Annotated in this window: 15 protein-coding genes; 4 read left to right on the top strand and 11 right to left on the bottom strand. The window is 71.3% G+C overall.

What is annotated here, in order from left to right; all coding sequences use genetic code 11:
- Nucleotides 1-4 precede the first annotated feature (4 nt).
- The 3 genes from hisB to hisD are packed head-to-tail and all read right to left on the bottom strand — an operon-like array spanning nucleotide 5 to nucleotide 3,143.
- Nucleotides 5-613: an imidazoleglycerol-phosphate dehydratase HisB gene (gene hisB, locus AB4Y83_RS19065; RefSeq protein ID WP_056776294.1), complete on the bottom strand. Its 609-nt coding sequence runs from the start codon at nucleotides 611-613 to the stop codon at nucleotides 5-7.
- Nucleotides 610-1,779, bottom strand: coding sequence for a histidinol-phosphate transaminase (locus AB4Y83_RS19060; protein WP_056776291.1), 1,170 nt, complete (start codon nucleotides 1,777-1,779; stop codon nucleotides 610-612). Before AB4Y83_RS19060 ends, hisB begins: the two co-directional genes overlap by 4 nt.
- Nucleotides 1,776-3,143, bottom strand: coding sequence for a histidinol dehydrogenase (hisD, locus tag AB4Y83_RS19055; RefSeq protein WP_442275413.1), 1,368 nt, complete (start codon nucleotides 3,141-3,143; stop codon nucleotides 1,776-1,778). The genes AB4Y83_RS19060 and hisD overlap by 4 nt, the downstream gene beginning before the upstream one ends.
- A 233-nt stretch (nucleotides 3,144-3,376) precedes the next feature.
- On the opposite strand from hisD, the gene AB4Y83_RS19050 reads away from it, so the two are divergent.
- Nucleotides 3,377-4,633, top strand: a complete 1,257-nt coding sequence (locus AB4Y83_RS19050; RefSeq protein WP_442275414.1) for an endonuclease — start codon at nucleotides 3,377-3,379, stop codon at nucleotides 4,631-4,633.
- 34 nt (nucleotides 4,634-4,667) lie between these two features.
- On the opposite strand, the gene AB4Y83_RS19045 is transcribed toward AB4Y83_RS19050, so the two are convergent.
- The 6 genes from AB4Y83_RS19045 to dnaE all read right to left on the bottom strand — a co-directional run bounded on the left by AB4Y83_RS19045 (nucleotide 4,668) and on the right by dnaE (nucleotide 16,547).
- A complete protein-coding gene (locus AB4Y83_RS19045; RefSeq protein ID WP_442275415.1) occupies nucleotides 4,668-6,767 on the bottom strand; it encodes a S9 family peptidase in 2,100 nt (699 codons plus the stop codon).
- A 27-nt stretch (nucleotides 6,768-6,794) separates the two neighbouring features.
- Complete coding sequence (locus AB4Y83_RS19040) at nucleotides 6,795-7,211, bottom strand: nitroreductase/quinone reductase family protein (protein ID WP_442275416.1); 417 nt, start codon at nucleotides 7,209-7,211, stop codon at nucleotides 6,795-6,797.
- A gap of 97 nt (nucleotides 7,212-7,308) precedes the next feature.
- Entirely contained in the window at nucleotides 7,309-10,740 is a 3,432-nt protein-coding gene (locus AB4Y83_RS19035) for an ExeM/NucH family extracellular endonuclease (RefSeq protein WP_442297836.1), read from the bottom strand.
- 134 nt (nucleotides 10,741-10,874) lie between these two features.
- Entirely contained in the window at nucleotides 10,875-11,837 is a 963-nt protein-coding gene (locus AB4Y83_RS19030; RefSeq protein ID WP_442297835.1) for a pseudouridine synthase, read from the bottom strand.
- Between the two features lies 1 nt (nucleotide 11,838).
- The gene (locus AB4Y83_RS19025) at nucleotides 11,839-12,954 is read right to left on the bottom strand and encodes a winged helix DNA-binding domain-containing protein (protein WP_442297834.1); all 1,116 of its coding nucleotides are present in this window, start codon (nucleotides 12,952-12,954) and stop codon (nucleotides 11,839-11,841) included.
- The gene (gene dnaE / locus AB4Y83_RS19020) at nucleotides 12,954-16,547 is read right to left on the bottom strand and encodes a DNA polymerase III subunit alpha (protein ID WP_442297833.1); all 3,594 of its coding nucleotides are present in this window, start codon (nucleotides 16,545-16,547) and stop codon (nucleotides 12,954-12,956) included. The genes AB4Y83_RS19025 and dnaE overlap by 1 nt, the downstream gene beginning before the upstream one ends.
- Nucleotides 16,548-16,685: 138 nt before the next feature.
- On the opposite strand from dnaE, the gene AB4Y83_RS19015 reads away from it, so the two are divergent.
- The 3 genes from AB4Y83_RS19015 (at nucleotide 16,686) to AB4Y83_RS19005 (ending at nucleotide 18,915) form a co-directional block, all read left to right on the top strand.
- Entirely contained in the window at nucleotides 16,686-17,249 is a 564-nt protein-coding gene (locus AB4Y83_RS19015; RefSeq protein WP_442275421.1) for an RNA polymerase sigma factor, read from the top strand.
- Nucleotides 17,242-18,072 carry a hypothetical protein gene (locus AB4Y83_RS19010; RefSeq protein WP_442275422.1) on the top strand — a complete coding sequence of 277 codons (831 nt, stop codon included), beginning with the start codon at nucleotides 17,242-17,244 and terminating at the stop codon, nucleotides 18,070-18,072. Before AB4Y83_RS19015 ends, AB4Y83_RS19010 begins: the two co-directional genes overlap by 8 nt.
- Nucleotides 18,073-18,150: 78 nt before the next feature.
- On the top strand, nucleotides 18,151-18,915 hold the full coding sequence (locus tag AB4Y83_RS19005) for a hypothetical protein (protein WP_442297832.1): 765 nt from the start codon (nucleotides 18,151-18,153) through the stop codon (nucleotides 18,913-18,915).
- Between the two features lie 3 nt (nucleotides 18,916-18,918).
- On the opposite strand, the gene AB4Y83_RS19000 is transcribed toward AB4Y83_RS19005, so the two are convergent.
- On the bottom strand, nucleotides 18,919-19,851 hold the full coding sequence (locus AB4Y83_RS19000) for an RluA family pseudouridine synthase (protein ID WP_442275424.1): 933 nt from the start codon (nucleotides 19,849-19,851) through the stop codon (nucleotides 18,919-18,921).
- Nucleotides 19,844-20,545, bottom strand: coding sequence for a signal peptidase II (gene lspA, locus AB4Y83_RS18995; RefSeq protein WP_442275425.1), 702 nt, complete (start codon nucleotides 20,543-20,545; stop codon nucleotides 19,844-19,846). The genes AB4Y83_RS19000 and lspA overlap by 8 nt, the downstream gene beginning before the upstream one ends.
- Between the last annotated feature and the right edge of the window lie 53 nt (nucleotides 20,546-20,598).

The raw sequence follows: 20,598 nt of genomic DNA, 5'->3' as shown, positions 1-20,598 counted from the left end.
ATCGTCAGAGCGCTCCCTTGGCGCTCGGGATCCCGACGACGCGCGGGTCGGGTGCGATGGCCGCCCGGAGCGCTCGCGCCACGGCCTTGAACTGCGCCTCGACGATGTGGTGAGGGTCGCGGCCCGCCAGGACGCGCACGTGCAGGCACAGGCCGGCGTTGTAGGCGAAGGACTCGAGGACGTGCCGCGTCATCGAGCCGGTGAAGTGGCCACCGATGAGGGCGTACTGCTGGCCCTCCGGCTCGCCCTCGTGCACGACGTACGGACGACCGGCGACGTCGACGACGGCGTGGCACAGGGCCTCGTCGAGCGGGACCGTGGCGTCACCGAAGCGGGAGATGCCGGCCTTGTCGCCGAGCGCCTCGCGCAGGGCCTGGCCGAGGACGATCGCCGTGTCCTCGACCGTGTGGTGCACGTCGACGTCGACGTCTCCCGTGGCCTTGACCGTGAGGTCGATGAGCGAGTGCTTGCTCAGCGAGTGGAGCATGTGGTCGTAGAACGGGACGCCGGTCGAGATGTCGGACGTGCCGGTGCCGTCGAGGTCGAGCCAGAGCTCGACGGACGACTCGGACGTCGCACGGCTGATCTTCGCGGTGCGGCTGGTGGGGCTCATGCGGGTGGCTCCTGCCGGTCGGCGCTGCTGGGGAGGACGTGGGCGGGGGCGAGGCGCGTCATGGCCTCGAGGAACGCGGTCGTCTCGTGGGGGTCGCCCGCCGTGACGCGCAGGTGGTGGGCGATCCCCATGTCGCGGACGAGGACGCCCTCGTCGAGCAGGGCCTCCCACGTGGCCTTCTCGTCTCGGAGGCCGCCGAAGAGGACGAAGTTGCTGTCGCTGGCCACGGGGCGCGCACCGAGCGCGGCGAGACGGTCGACGATCCGGTCGCGCTGATGCTTGATGACCTCGACCGTGCCGAGCATGACGTCGGCGTGCTCGAGGGCGATCCGGGCGATCGTCTGCGTCGGGCTGCTCAGGTGGTAGGGCAGGCGGACGAGGCGCAGCGCGTCGACGAGCTCGGGGGCCGCCACGAGGTAGCCGAGGCGACCTCCGGCGAAGGCGAACGCCTTGCTCATGGTGCGCGTCACGACGAGCCTGGGATGCTCGGCGAGCAGCGTCAGTGCTGACCGCGTGCCCGGCCGGGCGAACTCGGCGTAGGCCTCGTCCACGACGACGACAGCGTTCGGGGCCGCCTCGAGCACGGCCCCGATGACCTCGAACGGCAGCGCCGTGCCGGTCGGGTTGTTGGGCGAGCAGAGGAACACGATCGACGGGTCGTGCGCCCGGGCCTGCTGCGCAGCCGACTCTGCGGTCAGGTCGAAGGCATCGGGATCGGTTGCGGCAGAGCGGAGCCCGTCGACCCATGTGGTGCCGTGCGTCTCGCTGATGATCGGGTGCATCGAGTAGCTCGGCGTGAAGCCGAGCGCGACCCGGCCGTGACCGCCGAAGGCCTGCACGATGTGCGACAGCACCTCGTTGGAGCCGTTGCCGGCCCACACCTGCTCGGGCGTCACCGACACCCCCGACTGCTTCTCGAGGTATGCCGTCAGCGCCTTGCGCAGGTCGGTGAACTCGCGGTCGGGGTAGCGGTTGAGCGAGGCGACGTCGTCGGCGAGCGCCGCGACGACCGCGTCGACGACGACCTGGGGAACCGGGTAGGAGTTCTCGTTGGTGTTGAGCCGGACCGGCACGTCGAGCTGCGGAGCGCCGTACGGCGTGCGACCGCGCAGGTCGGGCCGGAGCAGACGCTGGACCTCGTCGGCGGCGCTCGGCCGGTCGGTCACCGGGGCACCTCGTCGCCGAACCGCGCCGTCACGGCTTCGCCGTGTGCCGGGAGGTCCTCGGCCTGGGCGAGTGTGACGACGTGGCGGGCGACATCACGCAGGGCGGGCTCGTCGTAGTCGACGACGTGGATGCCGCGCAGGAAGGACTGCACCGACAAGCCGCTCGAGTGGCACGCGCAGCCGGCGGTGGGCAGGACGTGGTTGGAGCCGGCGGCGTAGTCACCGAGGCTCACCGGGCTGTGCGGACCGACGAAGACGGCGCCGGCGTTGCGCACGCGGGCCGCGACGCCCGCGGCGTCGCGGGTCTGGATCTCGAGGTGCTCGGCGGCATACGCGTTGACGACGGCGAGACCGGCGTCGACGTCGTCGACGAGGACGATCCGCGACTGCGTGCCCTCGAGCGCCTCGGTGACGCGCTCGGCGTGCTTCGTGGCCGGCACCCGACGGGCGAGGGCGCGCCGGGTCTCCTCTGCGAGCTCCTCGCTGTCGGTGACGAGCACCGAGGCCGCGAGCGGGTCGTGCTCGGCCTGGCTCACGAGGTCGGCGGCCACGTGGTCCGCGTCGGCCGAGTCGTCGGCGAGGATCGCGATCTCGGTGGGACCGGCCTCCGCGTCGATGCCGATGAGGCCCTTGAGCAGGCGCTTGGCGGCGACGACCCAGATGTTGCCAGGGCCGGTGACGAGCGAGACGGGGTCGCACACGACCGGCTCGCCGTCGACCTCGCCCCACTGGGGGTCGTCGTCGACGAAGCCGTGCGCGAACATCGCGACCGCCTGGGCGCCGCCGACGGCATACACCTCGTCGACGCCGAGGAGCGCGCACGCCGCGAGGATCGTCGGGTTCGGGTAGCCGGCGAACTCGCCGACGTTCTCGCGCTGCGGGGGTGACGCGACGGCCAGCGAACCAACCTCGGCGAGCTGGGCCGGGACGACGTTCATGATGACGCTGCTCGGGTAGACCGCGAGTCCACCGGGCACGTAGAGACCGACGCGGTCGACGGGCACCCACCGCTCGGTGACGGTGCCGCCGGGGACGACCTCGGTCGTCGTGTCGGTGCGGCGCTGGTCGGCGTGGACGATGCGGGCGCGACGGATGGACTCCTCGAGCGCGGCGCGCAGGTCGGGGTCGAGCCGATCGAGGGCGGACCGCAGCACGGCCCGCGGCACCCGCAGGTGGGTCGGCCGCACGCCATCGAACCGCTCTCCGAGGTCGCGCAGTGCCACGGCCCCGCGATGCTCGACGTCCTCGCAGATCGGCCGCACCTGCTCGAGGGCTGCCGTGACGTCGAACTCGGCTCGTGGCAGGGCCTTGCGCAGGAAGCGCACGTCGAGCGTGCGCCCGCGCAGGTCGAGGGAGGACATCATGGGTCACCAGTCTAGAAGGCGCGGCCGGGGGCCCGGACCACGGTCTCACCGTGCGGAGCGAGGGGCGCGGCGTCGGTCCTCGCGCCTGCCGAATCTTGGACCGGCCCTGACGAAGGTCAGACCAACGACTGACCCGGCGTTCACGGCCGTTCCGACACGCTCGTGGGGCCACCGCCCGACCCGGGCCGTGGGTTGCGTCATCCACCCGACTCCCCCGCCCGACAGGAGAACCCGTGCCCGTCGTCATCCCCCGGCGTCGCATCGCTGCCGTCGTCACCGGCCTCGCCATCGCCCTCGTCCCGCCGAGTCTCGCGCTCACCAGCGCTGCGGGCTCCCCGGCGAATACCCTGCCACTCCCGCGCGTGGCCGCAGCGCCCGCTCTGGCCGCGGCCGCCCCGCTCACGGTGTCGCAAGCCATCGGGTCGCAGGCCGGTCAGAGCGCAACCGTCCGCGGCTACGTCGTGGGACAGCCGACCGCGACGAGCACCGTCGTGCGCTCGAACTTCCCCAACGACTACGCGCTCGCCATCGCCGACTCCGCGTCGGAGACGTCGACGAGCCGGATGCTCTACGTCCAGATCCCGTCGGCGTTCCGGTCCTCGTGGGGTCTGCAGAGCAACCTCTCCCTCATGGGGCGCCAGCTCGACGTGACCGGTGCGCTGGCGGCGTACTTCTCGCACCCGGGCATGACGTCGACGAGCGCCTTCGCGTTCAGCGGCACGTCGACGACGACCACGACGACCAGCCCCACGAGCACGACGACGAGCCCGATCCCCACCGGCACGACGGGCCCCTACGACTCGACGTACTACGCGTCGGCCATCGGCAAGACCGGCTCGGCGCTGCACACCGAGCTGCACCGCATCATCTCCAGCAGCGTCACGACCCTGACCTACGACCAGGTCTGGACCGCCCTGAAGGACACCGACCAGGACCCGAGCAACACCAACAACGTCGTCGAGATCTACTCGGGGCGCTCGATCGCCAAGTCCGACAACGGTGGCGGCGTCGACCAGTGGAACCGCGAGCACGTCTGGGCCAAGAGCCACGGCGACTTCGGCACGGTCAACGGCCCGGGCACCGACGTGCACCACCTGCGGCCCGAGGACGTCACCGTCAACTCCACCCGCGGCAACCTCGACTTCGACCTCGGCGGGTCGGCGGTGTCCCAGTGCACCGGCTGCCTCAGCGATGCCGACTCCTTCGAGCCGCGCAACGCGGTCAAGGGCGACGTCGCCCGGATGATCTTCTACATGGCGGTCCGCTGGGACGGCGGCGACGGCTTCGCCGACCTCGAGCCCAACAACATCGTCGGCAACGGCACCGCGCCCTACATCGGCAAGCTCTCGGTGCTCAAGCAGTGGAACCTGCAGGACCCGCCCGGCGCGTTCGAGAAGCGCCGCAACCAGGTCATCTTCGACACCTGGCAGCACAACCGGAACCCGTTCATCGACCACCCGGAGTGGGTGACCGCGATCTACGGCTCGTGACCCCGCAGAGCGGTGGGCCCCGGGGACGGCCGGCTCACGACGTCTGGTCGATGAGCACGGCCGTCTCCCAAGCCCATTCGCGCCACAGGTCATAGCGTCCGGACCGGCCACCGTGGCCCGCGGCCATCTCGGTGCGGAAGAGGATCTGCGCGGGGTCGTCGACCTCGAGGTCGGCGTGCCGCAGGGCAGCGACCCACTTGGCCGGCTCGGTGACGTAGACGCGGGTGTCGTCCAGGCCGGCCGTGACGAGCAGGCTCGGGTGGCGCGTCGGCTGGACGTTGTCGTAGGGGCTGTACGACTTCATGAGCGCGTATGCCGTCGGGTCCTCGAGCGGGTTGCCCCACTCCTCCCACTCGACGACCGTGAGCGGCAGGCTCGGGTCGAGCACCGTCGTCAGCGCGTCGACGAACGGCACCTGCGCGTGGACGAAGCGGAAACGCTCAGGAGCGAGGTTGACGACGGCGCCCATGAGCAGGCCGCCCGCCGAGCCACCCTCTGCTGCAAGACGATCCGGGGCGACGACGCCGCTATCGACGAGGTGGTCCGCACACGCGACGAGGTCGGTGAACGTGTTGGGCTTCGCCTCGAGCTTGCCGTCGTCGTACCACGACCGCCCCATCTCGGAGCCACCGCGCACGTGTGCGATGGCGAAGACCCAGCCGCGGTCGAGGAGCGAGAGTCGCAGGACGGAGAACCACGGGTCGCTCGAGATGCCGTAGGCGCCGTACGCGTTGAGCAGCCCGGGAGCCGTGCCGTCGGCCGTGACGTCGTGGCGGTGCACGACGGAGATCGGCACGCGGGTCCCGTCGGGCGCCGTGGCCCACTCGCGTCGCTGGCGGTACTGCGCCAGGTCGACGTCGCCGCGCACGTGCTGCTGCTTGAGCAGCGTGAAGGTGCGGGCACGGACGTCGTAGTCCTCCACGGTCCGGGGCGTGACGAGGGACTCGTGGACGACCTGGAGCGTGGGCGTGTCCGCCTCGGGGTTCACGCCGACGTGGAGCGTGCCGATGGGCTCCCCGACCGCGATGTCGTGCGACTCCCCCAGACCGTTGGGGGCGGTCGGGTCGCGCAGCACGACGCGCACTCCGGTGCCGCCCTCCCGACGCAGCGAGACCGCGATGAAGTCGTCGAATCCCTCTGCGCCCGTGATGTACTCGTCCTCCGTCGTGACGCCCAGCGGCACCCAGTCGTCCACCGTGGTGCTCGTCACGGGGGCTGTGGCCAGCTCGAAGTTCACGCGGTTGGCGTTGTGCGTGACGAGCAGCTGGTCGCCGAAGGGCTCGATGTCGTACTCGACGCCCTGGCGTCGCTCGGCCACGACCCGGGGCGTGCCCATCGGCGCGTCGGCCTCGAGGAGGCGGAACTCGCTCGTCGTCTTGGAACCGATGGCGATGATGACCAGCCGGTCGTCGCGCGAGGTGCCGACCCCGACGAAGAAGCGCTCGTCGGCCTCCTCGTGCACGAGCACGTCGGCCTCGGCGGGTGTGCCCACCTCGTGGCGCCACACCTGGTGCGGCCGCCAGGCGTCGTCGACGCGCGTGTAGAAGAAGTGCCCGGCGTCGAGTGACCAGGCGAACGACCCGCCGGTGCGGCGCACGACGTCGTCGAGGACGACTCCGTCCTCGATCCGGCGTACGCGCACGTCGTAGCGTTCGTCGCCGACGACGTCGACGGCATACGCGAGCAGGTCGCCGGACGGCGACACCTCGCTGACGCCGACCGCGAAGAACTCGTGGTCCCGGCCCTCCTCGTTCTGGTCGAGCAGCACCTGCTCGCCGACCGGCGGGCGACCGGCATCGAGGGTCGGCCGCTGCGGGTGGTCGGCGACGAGCACGCGTGCCTCGACGGCATACTGCTCGCCCTCGACCGTGCGCGAGTAGTACCACCAGCGGTCGTGACGCACGGGCACCGAGAGGTCAGTCTCCTCGATGCGGGAGCGGAACTCCTCGAAGACCTGCTCGGCGAGCGGACGCAGGTGCTCGGTGCGCTCGGTGGCGTGGGCGTTCTCGGCCACGAGCAGCTCGCGCAGCTCGTCCGAGTCACGATCCGCCATCCACGCGTAGGGGTCGTCGAAACGGTCGCCGTGGTGCTCGCGGGCGACGGGGTCGCGCCGAGCGGTCGGGGGGTGCTGCATCCGGGCAGTCTAGGGTCGCGGCCGCGGTCAGCCGGAGGTGGGCGTCAGCCTGACGACGGCGATCCGTCGGCTCACCTTCGCCTGGTAGGAGTCGAAGTCGAAGACCCTCTCGGTGAGCTCGCCCCAGAGCTGCTCACGCTCCGGCCCGGTGACCTCCTCGCCGTGCACCGGCACCGCTCGGCCGTCGACCTCCACCGTGCCCGGGGCCCCGGCGCGGAGGTTGAGCCACCAGCCCGGCTCCCAGTCGGCGCCGCCGTTGGAGGCCACGACCAGCCATCCCCCGTCCCGGGCGAGGTGCAGGAGCGGCGTCGTGCGGCGCTGCCCGCTCCGTCGCCCGGTCGTCGTCAGCAGGAGCAGGTCACCACCTCGGAAGCGGCGCAGCCCGAGACGCCGGACGACGACGTTGACGACCCGGTTGACCCGCACGAACAGTGCTCGCCTCATGGCGTCACGGTAGCGGCCKGCCGGCCCGGAACGGCCCCTCCGGACACGACGAACGGCCCGGGATCGGTCGATCCCGGGCCGTGCGTCCCTGCGTCGGTCAGTGGATGACGATCTGACCCTTCACGGTCTGCGTGCCGGAGTCGTAGGCGACGGAGCCCGACGCCGTCGTCACGACGAGGCGGAACGAGTCGCTCTTGCCCTGGTCGGTGACGGTGACGACCGCGCGGTAGCCGGCGGTCCCGTTGACCGTGACCGGCCCCGAGAAGGTCGCCGTCGTGCCGCTGACGACGAGCCAGTCGAACGTCGTCGTGGCGACGGAGAACGACGTGCCCGCGAGGCCGTAGCCGAACGAGCCGGACGGGACGGTGGCCCCGCTGCCGTAGGCGACGGACAGCTCGAGGCTGCCCTTGCCGCTGTGCGACGGGTTCGAGGTCAGGGCACCGGCTGGGGACGCGATGGTGCCGCCCCCGGTGACGAAGCCGGCCGCGCGGTCGTAGGCGACGACGCTCGTCGTGCCCGAGCCCGCGTTGCCCCACTCGTCGGTCACGGTGACGGTCACGGTGTAGATGCCCGCGGCCGCGTAGACGTGGCTGCCGCTCACCGTGCCACCGGTGATGGTGCCCGCCGAGCTCGACCCGTCACCCCACGAGATGCTCGCCGTGTGGGTGTCGAGCGGGTCGGCGTCGGAGAACGTCGCGCTGACGCCCGCCGGGGAGCCGACCGAGACGGCCGACGTCGGGCCAGTGACCCTGCCGACGACCGGGGCGGCGTTGGTGAGGTCGAGCCCGACGACGACGGGGTCGTGGTCGGAGATCCGGAACTCGTCGGCCGCGTAGAGGCTCGTGACCTGCCGGGCCGTCTTGAACTCGGTGTTGTAGTCGAGGATCGCGGGCTCGTCGGCGTTGACGTGCCAGTCGCCGACTTCCGTCACCTGGCTGCTGATCGACGCCGAGCCGAGCGCGTGGTCGAGGTAGCCCCACTGCCCGTCGAAGGCGTAGGAGTACGCCTCACGCCCGTTGCGCTGCTCGATGAGGTTGGTGAAGCCGGCCTTCTCGAGCGTCGTGATCGGGTCCTCCTTGGCGTAGGAGTTCATGTCGCCGAGGATGAGGACGTCGGGGTCACCCGTGCCCGTGGGGTCACCGGCCAGCCAGGCGGCGAGCAGCTGCGCCGAACGGACGCGGACCGCGGTGCAGTTGCCCTGGCCGTCGCCGGCGTCGGGCGCGTCGCACGCGCTGCCCTTGCTCTTGAGGTGGTTCGCGACGGCGACGAACGTGCCACCCGTCGAGTTGTCGCGGAACGCCTGGGCGAGCGAGGGACGGTTGCGCGGGCCGGAGTCGCCCCCGTTGACGAAGTCGACGGAGTTGAGCGCCGCGGTCGTGCCCACCGGCGTCACCGCGGCCGGCTTGTAGAGCATGCCGACCTTGATCGCGTCGTTGCCGAGGGCGTCCGTCTGGCCGGTGCGGGCGTCGGCGTCGATGAACGCCCACGTGCCGTAGCCGTCCTTCTCGTTGAGCTTCCCGACGAGGAACTCCTCGGCGCTGTCCGCGCCGTAGCCGTCGTTCTCCATCTCCATGAAGGCGACGACGTCGGCCTGGGTGCCCGAGACTGCAGCGAGGGTCTTGCGCCACTGGCGGTCGAACTCCGTTGCGGTGTTGGCTCCGCGGCAGTCCATGACCGCACCGGTGAGGCCGCCGCGGCAGTTGTTGCCGGTCGTGTCGAGGGTGTTGAAGAAGTTGAGCAGGTTCATCCCGACCACGCGGGTGTCGCCACCCACGGCGGGCGGGCTCGACGGACGCGGGTTCGTCGGCTGGAAGTCGACGGTCGCGGACGGGGAGACGGGGCGGATGCGGTAGGCGTTGGCGCTGGCCGCGTTGCCACCCCAGGTGTAGTTGAGGACACCGGTCAGGTCGGTGACGGTGTCGCCACCGCGCAGGGTGTTGGCCGCGGTCAGCGGCGCGCCGCCTCGACCGAAGACGATCGGGTCGACGTTCTGGGCCTGGGTCGTGTCGTCGAGGATGATCTTGCGCAGGTCGTTGGACGCCTGGAGGGCCGCGGCGTCGGCCCCCGGGGCGACGACGTTGGTCGGCTGCTCGAGGCGGCCTCCCTGCGAGAGCGTGACCTGGCCGAAGCGGCCGAGCTGGAAGTGCTCGGTGACGGACATGTCCTGCGGGAGCGTGACGAGCATGCCCTCGTAGCGCTCGAGCGCCGTCGGGCTGGCCACGGGGAAGCGCACCTCGGTCGGGGCGACCGAACCGGTGCCGCAGACCGCGACGGTGGCGGCGCTGACCTGGGTCTGGCCCTGGTTCTCGCCGGCGTTGCCCGTCACGGTGACGACGTCACCGAGCTGGACGGCATTGGCGTTGCTGCCCTCGAAGACGAAGATGCCGTCGGACGTCGCGGGGTCGCCGTCGCCCTTCGGGTCCTGGAGGAAGAAGCCGCGCAGTGCGGGTGACCCGCCCTCGTAGTCACCGACGACGACGCCGCGCGTCGTGACCGAGCCGGTGATCGCCGCGGTGTCGCCGCTGCCCTGGATGGACGGGATCGGGGTCGGGGTGACCTCGCACGGGTTGGCGGCCGGCACCGAGAAGTGCACGACGACGTCGGTCGCCGGGGAGTCCGGCGGGTCGATGGCGTCCTGGTCGGTGACGGCGGGGGCCGAGACCGTCAGGGTGCAGGCGTCGCCGAGGGCGAAGTCGGCCGACGGGTCGAGCGTGAAGGTCGTCGGGCCGCCGGTGACAGCCAAGGTCTTGTCGCCGGACAGGGAGCACGAGAGGGTGAAGGCTCCCGCGGCGGCGTTGACCGGCTCGGAGAAGGTCACCGTGGGGCTCGCGTCGACCGCGACGTTGGGCGAGCCGTCGGTCGGGGTCGTCGAGGTCACGCTCGGGGCGACGTCGGTCGCCGAACCGCCGTCGACGGAGTGGCTGCCCAGGCCGTCGATGGTGTCGACGGCGTAGCCGTCCCAGTGGACGGCGGGGTCGAACGCGTCGGCGCCGTTGCTGTCGCCCGTGGTGACGGACGACTTGCGCCGCAGGGTGTTGTCCATGGTCGAGGTGAGGCCGGTGCCCCACTCGGCCGGGGTCGCGGGACGGAACCCGACCTGGCCGATGACGTCGAGGACCGTGGTGCCCTTGCGGAGGACGACGGCGTCATCACCGTTCCAGTTGGCGCTGCCGTTCGCGAGGTCCGCCAGGGCGAGGATCGCGGCAGAGGCCCCGGAGTTGGCGAAGACGAAGACGTCGCCGGAGGACAGGTTGCCGGTGAGGTTGGTCGTGTTGGTCGCGGTCGTGGCGCCGTTGGCGAAGACCTGGACGTTGTAGCCGGCCGCGGCGAGGTCGACCGTCGCGCCGGTGCCGTTGTAGATCTCGAGCGCCTTGTTGTTGCTCGAGCCCTCGACGTACTCGCTGATGAACAGCTCCGTCGGGGCCGCCGCTGAGGCCGGTGCGGCCGCGACGAAGGGGGTGATGCCCACGGCGAGCGCAGCGGTGGTGACCGCGGCGACCCGACGCAGGGCAGGACGAGATTGACGCATGGATTTCCTCCCTGGGACCGGCTCTTCCGCGCGGTCTGCGGGTCACCCTAGACCGGGGCGGTCCGTCTCGCGCGTCGAGATGACCACCGGTTGCTGAACGCCCGGTGACATCGCGGCCGGCCCGTCGCCCGGGCTCAGCAGGCGGGCCACGAGCCGGGCCAGCGGGCCAGCCGGCGCCGCGTGACGAACCGGCGGGGTGTGCCGTCGACGGGGTCGTCGAAGGCCAGCACGGCGGCGAGCAGCTGCAGCGGGGAGCTGAAGTCGCCCACCGGCACGTCTCGCTCGACGGGGTAGAGCGGATCGTCGACGATGGGGACGCCGAGGCCCTGGAGCTGGCAGCGCAGCTGGTGCGTGCGCCCGGTGCGGGGAGTCAGGCGGTAGAGCCCGAGGTCCTCCCCCGCCCGCCCGGCACCGGACGCCGTGTCGAGCAGCTCGACGAGCGTCTCGGAGTTGGGCTCGGCGCCCTCGACCTCGTGGGCCTGATGCGTGCCGTGCTCCTTGACGAGGTGCGTGCGCCGGACGAGGGGCAGGACGAGCCCCTCACGGACGGGTGCGACCGCGAGGTACTCCTTGTGCGCGAGCGACTCGGCGAAGACGCGTTGGTACGCGCCGCGCCACCGCTGTTCCGTCGTGAACATCAGGACACCTGCCGTCGGCCGGTCGAGGCGGTGGGCCGGGGCGAGCCGGTGCTCGCCGGTCAGGACGCGGGCCCGGGCCAGGGCGCTCTGCACGACGTGCCGGCCGCGGGGCATCGTCGCCATGTCGTGCGGCTTGTCGACGACGACGATGCGCTCGTCGCGGTGCAGCACGACGAGCTCCTCCGGATGCACCACCTCGACCGGCAGGTCGCGGTGCGCCCAGACGGCCGACTGCGGCACGAACGGGGCGTCCGCGGGCACCGGCGCTCCCGAGGCGTCGACGAACTCCCCCGCCCCGAGCATCCGGTCGACCTCGTCGGCCGTGAGCCCGGGTGCAAGCCGCTCGACGAGGTGGTCGCGCAGCGACCCCCACGGCCCCGACTGCGGCATCCGGAAGCGCTGGGCGTCGACGCCGTGACGCGGCGGCAGCGGCGAGGGTGGAACCGGCCCCCGTGCCACGTCAGGCGGTTCTGTCGGCCGGCCCGACGCGTACGACCTCGGCCTCCGTGCCGAGGAACGTGCCGTAGGCGGCGGCCGCTGCGTCGACCTCGCGCCACCGGCGGGCCGACAGGTCGGCGAACGGGGAGACCTCGACGAGCACGTGCTCGCGCTTCTGGACGCGCCGCCAGGTGCCGGCGACCTCGCCGTCGACGACGAGCGTCGGCTTGAAGACCATGTTGCGGCCGGGCACGACCTTGACGAAGTGCTCGGGCGGCAGGGTCACGTCGCGCGACTTGTAGCCGAGGAGGAACTCGTCCCACTGGGGCAGCAGGTGCACGCCGCCAGGACCCTCGGGGACCGGGCGCGCGTCCACGTGGGTGAGCCACCTCTGCCCGTCGAGCACCTCGCTCACGATGCGGTCACCGACCAACGCGAGCGCCTCGCGCGTGAGACCGAGCGGCTTGAGCAGCCAGCCGGCGAGGTCCTTCTCGGTGACGGGACCGTGGCTGCGGACGTAGCGCTCGGCCACGGTCGCGAGCCCTTCCTCGCGGGACGGCTTGCGGGAGTAAGGAACCCACGAGTCGATGAGGACAAAGCTCGGCTGCTTGCCGATGACCGGCCCCTGGCAGATGAGTCCGCTCATGCAGTGGTGCCCGATGAGGTGGTAGTTGCGCTGGTCGGTGGGGTCGATGCCGTGATCGACGAGGAGGGCGGCGACGTCGGGACGGCTCATGGGCTCACGGAGGTGCTGCTCGAAGAGTCGTCCGGACAGCTCGACATCGGCCTCGGTGATGCCGAGCTGGGCGAAGCGCGTGGCGAGCGTCGTGCTGCGGGGCGACGCGAGCAGCTCGCACATCCACCGGGCGTCCTCGGCCGGGACCCAGTGGATCGTGCCGCGCATCGGCCACGTGCGCACGACCTCATGGTCGACGACAGCCTGCTCGACCTGCTCGAGCGTCAGTCCCGAGCGCACCCCGAGGGACCACACACCGCTGCCGTAGTCCTGGGCCTGCAGGGCGCCGAGCTCCCGGGCGACGGCGAGCGCCGACACCGGACCGTCGCTGCCGAGCGGGGGCGACAGGAGGAGCGCGGCCATCCGCGCCCGACGCAGCCGCCGGCGGTCCGCCTCGCGCATCAGCTGAGGCAGGCCGGACCGAGCAGGGCCTTGAGGTCGCCGAAGAGCGCCGAGGTGGCGTTGACCCGGAGCGAGTCGTCGAGCGACATGAGCACCGAGCGCCCGGGCTGGGTCAGCTTGACCTGGACCTCGGTCGCGCCGGGGTGCTCCCCCAGGACGCGTTTGAGGCTCTCGGCCACGGCGGGGGTGGCCCGACCGAGTGGGAGGGTCAGGACGACCGGCCCGCGCGGTCCCTCCTTGATGTCGGGGATCGTCAGCTCCTGGGCGAAGATCGAGATCGAGTCGTCGCGGGCACTGATGCGGCCCTTGACCGCGCAGACGGTGTCCTGGGCGAGCATCGTCGAGTACGTCATGTAGGCCGAGGGGAAGAAGAGGCACTCGATGGCGCCGTCGAGGTCCTCGACGGTCGCGATGGCCCAGAGGTCGCCCTTCTTCGTGCGCTTGAGCTGGAGGCTCGTGATGAGCCCGGCGACGGTGACGGGCGTGCCGTCGGCCTTGGGGTCGTCGCCCATGAGCGAGGCGATCGAGGTGTCGGCATGCGTGGCGAGGATGTGCTCGATGCCGAAGAGCGGGTGGTCGCTGACGTAGAGGCCGAGCATCTCGCGCTCGAAGGAGAGCAGGCTGGCCTTGTCCCACTCGAGCGTCGGCACGGGCGGCAGGCCGTCGAAGGCCCCCGGGCCGTCGGAGGCGCCGGCGTCGTCGTCGTCGCCGAAGCTGCCGAAGAGGCTGTCCTGGCCGATGGCCTCCTGCTTCTTGACCTCGACGAGCGCGTCGATGTAGCGCTCGTGGACCTCGACCATGCCGCGCCGGCTCTCGCCGAGCGAGTCGAACGCGCCACCCTTGATGAGCGACTCGATGGTGCGCTTGTTGCAGACGACGGCCGGCACCTTCGAGAGGAAGTCCTTGAACGAGGCGAAGGACCCCTTCTCCTCGCGGGCCTTGATGATGGCCTGGACGACGGGCAGGCCGACGTTGCGGATCGCGGCGAGACCGAAGCGGATGTCGGTGCCGACGGCCGCGAAGTTGGCGATCGACTCGTTGACGTCGGGCGGCAGCACCTTGATGCCCATGTGCCGGCACTCGTTGAGGTAGAGCGCCGACTTGTCCTTGTCGTCGCGCACGCTCGTCAGCAGGGCCGCCATGTACTCGGCGGGGTAGTTGGCCTTGAGGTAGCCCGTCCAGTACGACACCAGGCCGTATGCCGCCGTGTGCGCCTTGTTGAACGCGTAGTCCGAGAAGGGGACGAGGACGCCCCACAGCGCCGCGATGGAGGCTTCGTTGAAGCCCTGCGACTTCATGCCCTCCGAGAAGGGGACGTACTCGGCGTCGAGGACCTCCTTCTTCTTCTTGCCCATCGCGCGGCGGAGCAGGTCGGCGTTGCCGAGCGTGTAGCCGGCGAGCTTCTGGGCGATCTCCATGACCTGCTCCTGGTAGATGACCAGGCCGTAGGTCATCCCGAGGATCGGGTCGAGGGCGTCGATCATCTCCTGCTGGAGCTTGCCCTTGAGCTGGGGGTCGAGCGGGACGACCTCCTGCTTGCCGTTCTTGCGCAGGGCGAAGTTCGTGTGGGCGTTGACACCCATCGGCCCCGGTCGGTAGAGCGCGAGGGCCGCCGAGATGTCCTCGAAGTTGTCGGGCTGCATGAGACGCAGCAGCGAGCGCATGCCGCCGCCGTCGAGCTGGAAGACGCCGAGGGTGTCGCCGCGACCGAGCAGGTCGTAGGTGGCGCGGTCGTCGAGGGTCTTGGACAGCTCGTCGAGGTCGATGTCCTCGTCGCGGTTGAGCTTGATGTTCTCGATGGCGTCGTCGAGGATCGTCAGGTTGCGCAGGCCGAGGAAGTCCATCTTGACCAGGCCCAGCGACTCGCAGCTGGGGTAGTCGAACTGCGTGATGATCTGGCCGTCCTGCAGGCGGCGCATGATCGGGATGACGTCGACGAGCGGCTCGCTCGACATGATGACGCCGGCCGCGTGCACGCCCCACTGGCGCTTCAGGCCCTCGAGGCCGAGCGCCGTGGCGACGACCTCCTGCGCCTGGGGGTCCTCGTCGTGGACGACGCGGAAGTCGCCGGCCTCGTTGTAGCGCTTGGAGTCGGGCTTGAAGACGTCTGCGAGCGGCATGCCCTTGCCCATGACGTCGGGTGGCATCGCCTTGGTGAGCTTCTCGCCCATCGCGAACGGGTGGCCGAGGACGCGGCTCGCGTCCTTGAGGGCCTGCTTGGCCTTGATCGTGCCGTAGGTGACGATCTGCGCGACGCGCTCCTCGCCGTACTTCTCGGTGACGTAGCGGATGACCTCACCACGCCGGCGCTCGTCGAAGTCGACGTCGAAGTCGGGCATCGACATGCGCTCGGGGTTGAGGAACCGCTCGAAGATGAGGCCGTGCGGGATCGGGTCGAGGTCGGTGATGCCCATGGCGTAGGCGCACATCGAGCCGGCACCCGAGCCTCGGCCGGGACCGACGCGGATGCCGTTGCGCTTGGCCCAGTTGATGAAGTCGGCGACGACGAGGAAGTAGCCCGGGTAGCCCTTGGAGACGATGACGTCCTCCTCGAAGGCCGCCTGCTTGCGGGCGTAGTCGGGCACTCCTTCGGGGAAGCGGCGCGACAGGCCGGTCTCGACCTCCTTGATGAACCACGACGTCTCGTCCTCGCCCTCGGGCACCGGGAAGCGCGGCATGAAGCGCCCCTCCCCCTCGGTGAAGGAGACCTCGCAACGCTCGGCGATGAGCAGGGTGTTGTCGCACGCCTCTGGCAGCTCGCGCCACAGGTGGCGCATCTCCTGCCCGGACTTGAGGTAGAAGTCGTCGGCGTCGAACTTGAACCGGTTGGGGTCCATCAAGGTCGAGCCCGACTGGACGCAGAGCAGTGCGGCGTGGGCCTTGGCGTCCTCGGCGCGGGTGTAGTGCAGGTCGTTGGTGGCCAGGAGCGGCAGCTTGAGGTCGCGCGCGAGCCGGATGAGGTCCTTCTGGGTGCGGCGCTCGATGTCGAGACCGTGGTCCATCAGCTCGACGTAGACGTTCTCGTTGCCGAAGATGTCACGCAGCTCGCCGGCGACCTCGCGCGCCTCGTCGTACATCCCGAACCGCAGCTTGGTCTGGATCTCGCTCGACGGGCAGCCTGTCGTGACGATGAGGCCCTTGCCGTAGGTCGAGAGCAGGTCGCGGTCGATGCGCGGCCACTTGGTGTACACCTGGTCGAGGCTCGCGATGGAGCTCATCCGGAAGAGGTTGTGCATGCCCTGGTTGTTCTCGGCGAGCATCGTCATGTGGGTGTACGCGCCGCTGCCGGAGATGTCGTCGCGACCGCCGTCGCCCCAGCTGACCTTGGTGCGGTCGGTGCGGTGCGTGCCCGGCGTGATGTAGGCCTCGACGCCGATGATCGGCTTGACGCCGGTGCCCTGCGCCTTCTTCCAGAACTCGTAGGCGCCGAAGACGTAGCCGTGGTCGGTCGTCGCGAGGGCCGGCATGCCCATCCGCGCCGCCTCGCTGAAGAGGTCGCCGATACGCGCCGCCCCATCGAGCATGGAGTACTCCGTGTGCACGTGGAGGTGCACGAAGTTCTGGTCGTTGCGCGGGGCGGCTTCGGTCGACATCGTGGACGAGTCTAAGCCTCCGCGAGGACACTCCTCGGCGTGTCGGTGGGGGTGTCGCGCGGTCCGCGCGAACCGATCCGGCGCGAGCGGTGTTGAGGGGGCGTCGGGACGGCACCATGGTGCCGAGGCAGGTCGTCGGTGGGGACGGAGGCAGGGATCGACACGTCCGAGGAGGCAGCGGTACTGGCTCGCGTACGCGCCGGTGACGCATCGGCGTACGCGGTGCTCGTCACGCTGCACGCCCCGATCGCCAAACGGCTCGCGGTGCTCTCCGGCGCTGGGAGCGAGGCCGACGACGTCGTGCAGGAGGCGTTCGTGAAGGCATACCAGGCCCTGCCGCGGTTCCACGAGGGCGCGGGATTCCGTCCGTGGCTGCTGCGGATCGTCGTCAACGAGACGCGCAACCTCCAGCGCGGCCGGTCACGGCGCGCCCTGCGCGAGCTCCGGGTGGCCGCGGAGAGGACGGCGACGGACCCGGTGCCGGACCCGGCCGACGCCGCGGTCTCACGCGACCGGCGAGCCGGGCTCGTCGAGGCGGTGGAGGGCCTGCCCGACGACCTGCGCGAGGTCGTGACGTGCCGCTACCTGCTCGAGCTCTCGGAGGCGGAGACCGCCGGGACGCTCGACATCCCGCCGGGCACGGTCAAGTCCCGCCTCCACCGCGCCCTTCGCTCGCTCCGGGAGGTGATGGCCGATGCCTGACCACCTCGACCTCGAGGCCGAGCTCGTCGCCCTCGGCCGCACGCTCGTGACAGAGCCGCCCAGGCCGGACCTCGTGACGCTCGTGCTCGCTCGCCTGGCCGCCGTGCAGCCGCCCGAGCCGGCGGCCGAGCCGCCGTCCGTGGGACCGCTCCAGGTGGTGGCGACGATCCCCAGCGCCGCACGGCCCACGCGCGTCCTGAGGCGCCGGCTGGGCTGGGCGACGGCCGCCGTCGTCGTGCTCGTGCTCGCTCTCGTCCCGCCGGTCCGTGCCGCGGTCCTCGAGCTGCTCCGCATCGGCGGCATCGTGGTGCGGGAGGTGCCCGCACCGCCCGCGACTCCCACGACGACATCGCCGGCGTCCAGAGCAGCGGGCAGCAGCGCCGGAGGGGCCCCGGCGACGCCCGTGACGCTGAGGCAGGCGGAGCAGGTCATCGGCGCGGACATCGGGACGCCCACGGCGCTCGGCCCACCGACGTCCGTCACGGTCACGCACGACGGTCGCGTCGCCGAGCTGGTGTGGGGGTCGGGCGCCGGCACGACCCGTCTCGACGTCTTCGTCGGGTCGTTGTCGTGGGGCTACCTCAAGACGGTGTGGGAGGCGGTCACGCCGACCCGGGTGGCCGACCACGACGCGGTGTGGATCGGGTCGCCGCACCGCGTCGAGTGGGTGGACCGGACCGGGGACACCCACTCCGAGCCGCCGCGCCTCGCCGGGCCGACTCTCGTCTGGGTCGTCCCGTCCTCGGCGGGTGAGGTGACCTACCGTCTCGAGGGTGCGAACAGCCTCGAGGAAGCGCTGCGCGTGGCCCGGTCGGCCGGCTGAGGGCGAACCTCCGCGTCCGCAGCGGTGTTGAGGTGGCGTCGGCCCCTCGCGGGGGCCCACTCGCCCCAGGAGAACACCATGCGCAGACTCACCCTGCTCGTCGCCGCCGTCGCGGCGGCTCTGCTCGTCGCGTCCGCACCGCCGGCGTCCGCCGGTGGCCCGACCTCCGTGCTCGCCGTCGACTACGACGGGTCACGGGCCGCAGGCGCCCTCACCGGGAGCCCGGCCTACGCGAACCTCGAGAAGGCCCTCGACGCCTACAACGCCCCCACCGGTGACGCGAGGCCCGCCGCGTCGTTCATGGACGCGCGGGTCCGGCTGACGTGGCTGATCCACGACGTCACGCCGTGGCGCGTCGACGCCGTCATCATCGACGGCGACGACGTCTGGGTCGAGACGTCGATGAACCTCGCCGACGGCAAGGACCTCTTCCAGGCGCCCGCCGTGCTGCACCGGCCCAAGGACACCGCGCTGCTCCTCGCGACGCTGACCTCCCTCGGCGTCTACGGCGACACGAGGCCGTCCCCGACCTCGACGTCCTCGCCCACGGCACGGCCGGTGGCTGCCGCTCGCGTGGCAGCCGTGATCCCCGGCACGGGCGCGGCAGCGACGCCCGGTGCGGTGCCCTGGTGGGCGACGACCRCCGCCGCGGTGCTCGCGCTCGGGCTCGGGGTCGCCCTCGGACGGCGGCGGTCCCGGGCAGTCACCGGCAACGTGGCCGCCACGGACCCGCGCCGGCCCGACCCGGAGCGCGCCGCCCCGGTCGGGTTCAGCACGGACACCACGCCGCCACACGGCATACGGAACGGCCCGCCAGGGCCTTCACCCTCACGTCGAGGGTGAAGGTCACAAGGTCGCGATGATGTCCAGCGCGCGCTGGAGGTCCTCCGGGTAGTCACTCTCGAAGTGGACGTACTCTCCCGTGCCTGGGTGCTCGAAGCCGAGACCCTTCGCATGCAGCCACTGTCGCTCGAGCTTGAGGCGAGCTGCGAGCTTCGGGTCGGCGCCGTAGGTCGGGTCCCCACAGCACGGGTGGTGCAGCGCTGCGAAGTGCACGCGGATCTGGTGGGTGCGGCCGGTCTCGAGGTGGATGTCGAGCAGGCTGGCGTAGCGGAACGCCTCGATGACCTCGTAGTGCGTCACCGACGGCTTGCCGCTCTTCATCACGGCGAACTTGTAGTCGTGCCCGGGGTGCCGTCCGATCGGCGCGTCGATGGTCCCGACGACCGGGTCGGGCAGACCCTGGACGAGGGCGTGGTACGTCTTGTCGACCGTCCGGCTGCGGAAGGCCTGCTTGAGCCGGGAGTAGGCGTACTCGCTCTTGGCGACGACCATGAGCCCGGACGTGCCGACGTCGAGTCGGCTGACGACGCCCTGGCGCTCGGGGGCCCCCGAGGTCGAGATCCGGTAGCCCGCCGCGGCCAGCCCCGACACGACGTCCGGCCCGCTCCAGCCGACGCTGGGGTGCGCGGCGACACCCACCGGCTTGTCGACGACGACGATGTCGTCGTCGTCATGGACGATCGACATCCCCGGGACTGGCTGGGCGATGACCTGCAGGCTCGGGCTGTCCTCGGCGCGCGGCAACGAGACCTCGAGCATCGTGCCGGCCGAGAGCCGCTCGGACTTCGCGACCGTCTTGCCGTCGATGACGACGTGGCCGTCGGCGGCGAGGTCGGCGGCCTTGGTGCGCGAGACCCCGAAGAGGCGGGCCACGCCGGCGTCGACGCGTTCGCCCTCGAGGCCATCCGGCACGAGCACGGTGCGCACGTCAGGCATGGTCGCCCCCCTGACGCCGCGCGTCGTGCGTCTCGGGAGCGTCCGGCGTCCCGTCGGTCTGCTGCGTCATGTCGGTCTCGCCGTTCGTGGTCGTCTCGCCGGTGGTCTGGGAAGTGGTCCGGGCAGTGGTCTGGTCGGTCGTGGCGTCGGGAGCGGTGGCGGCCCGGCCGTGGTCGCGCCGGCCGTCGACGCCGATCCCGAGCAGAGCCAGGATGACGACGAGACACGCTGCGGAGACGATCCAGATGTCGGCGACGTTGCCGATGAACCAGCGGTTGTAGTCGATGAAGTCCACGACGTGGCCCTGGCCGCCGCCGGGTGGACGGACGAACCGGTCGGTGAGGTTGCCGATCGCGGCTCCGAGCAGCAGGCCGAGCGCGATGGCCCAGGCCCGCGACCCGAGCTGGCGGGCGACGACGACGATCGCGACGAGCACCGCGAGGGCGATGCCGGTCATGACCCACGTGTTGCCCGCCCCGAGCGACAGGGCCGCGCCGGGGTTGCCGATGAGCTTGAGCCGGATGAAGTCTCCGACGAACGGGCGTGACTCGCCGTCGCCGAGCACGTCGAGGGCGACCATCTTCGTCAGCTGGTCGCTGACGAAGGCGAGAACGGCGACGACGCCGAGGACGACGAACAGTCGCCTGCGCCGGTCTGGCGTCGGGCGGCTCTCGTCGGCGGGCGTCGAACTCACGGTCTCGGTCGAGGTAGTGGTGGACACGCCGTCGACCCCCGCGCGGGGGGTCG

This window comes from Terrabacter sp. RAF57 (assembly GCF_052113925.1).
GTDB lineage: Bacteria > Actinomycetota > Actinomycetes > Actinomycetales > Dermatophilaceae > Terrabacter.
This window is presented reverse-complemented; position numbering and strand designations above follow the sequence as displayed.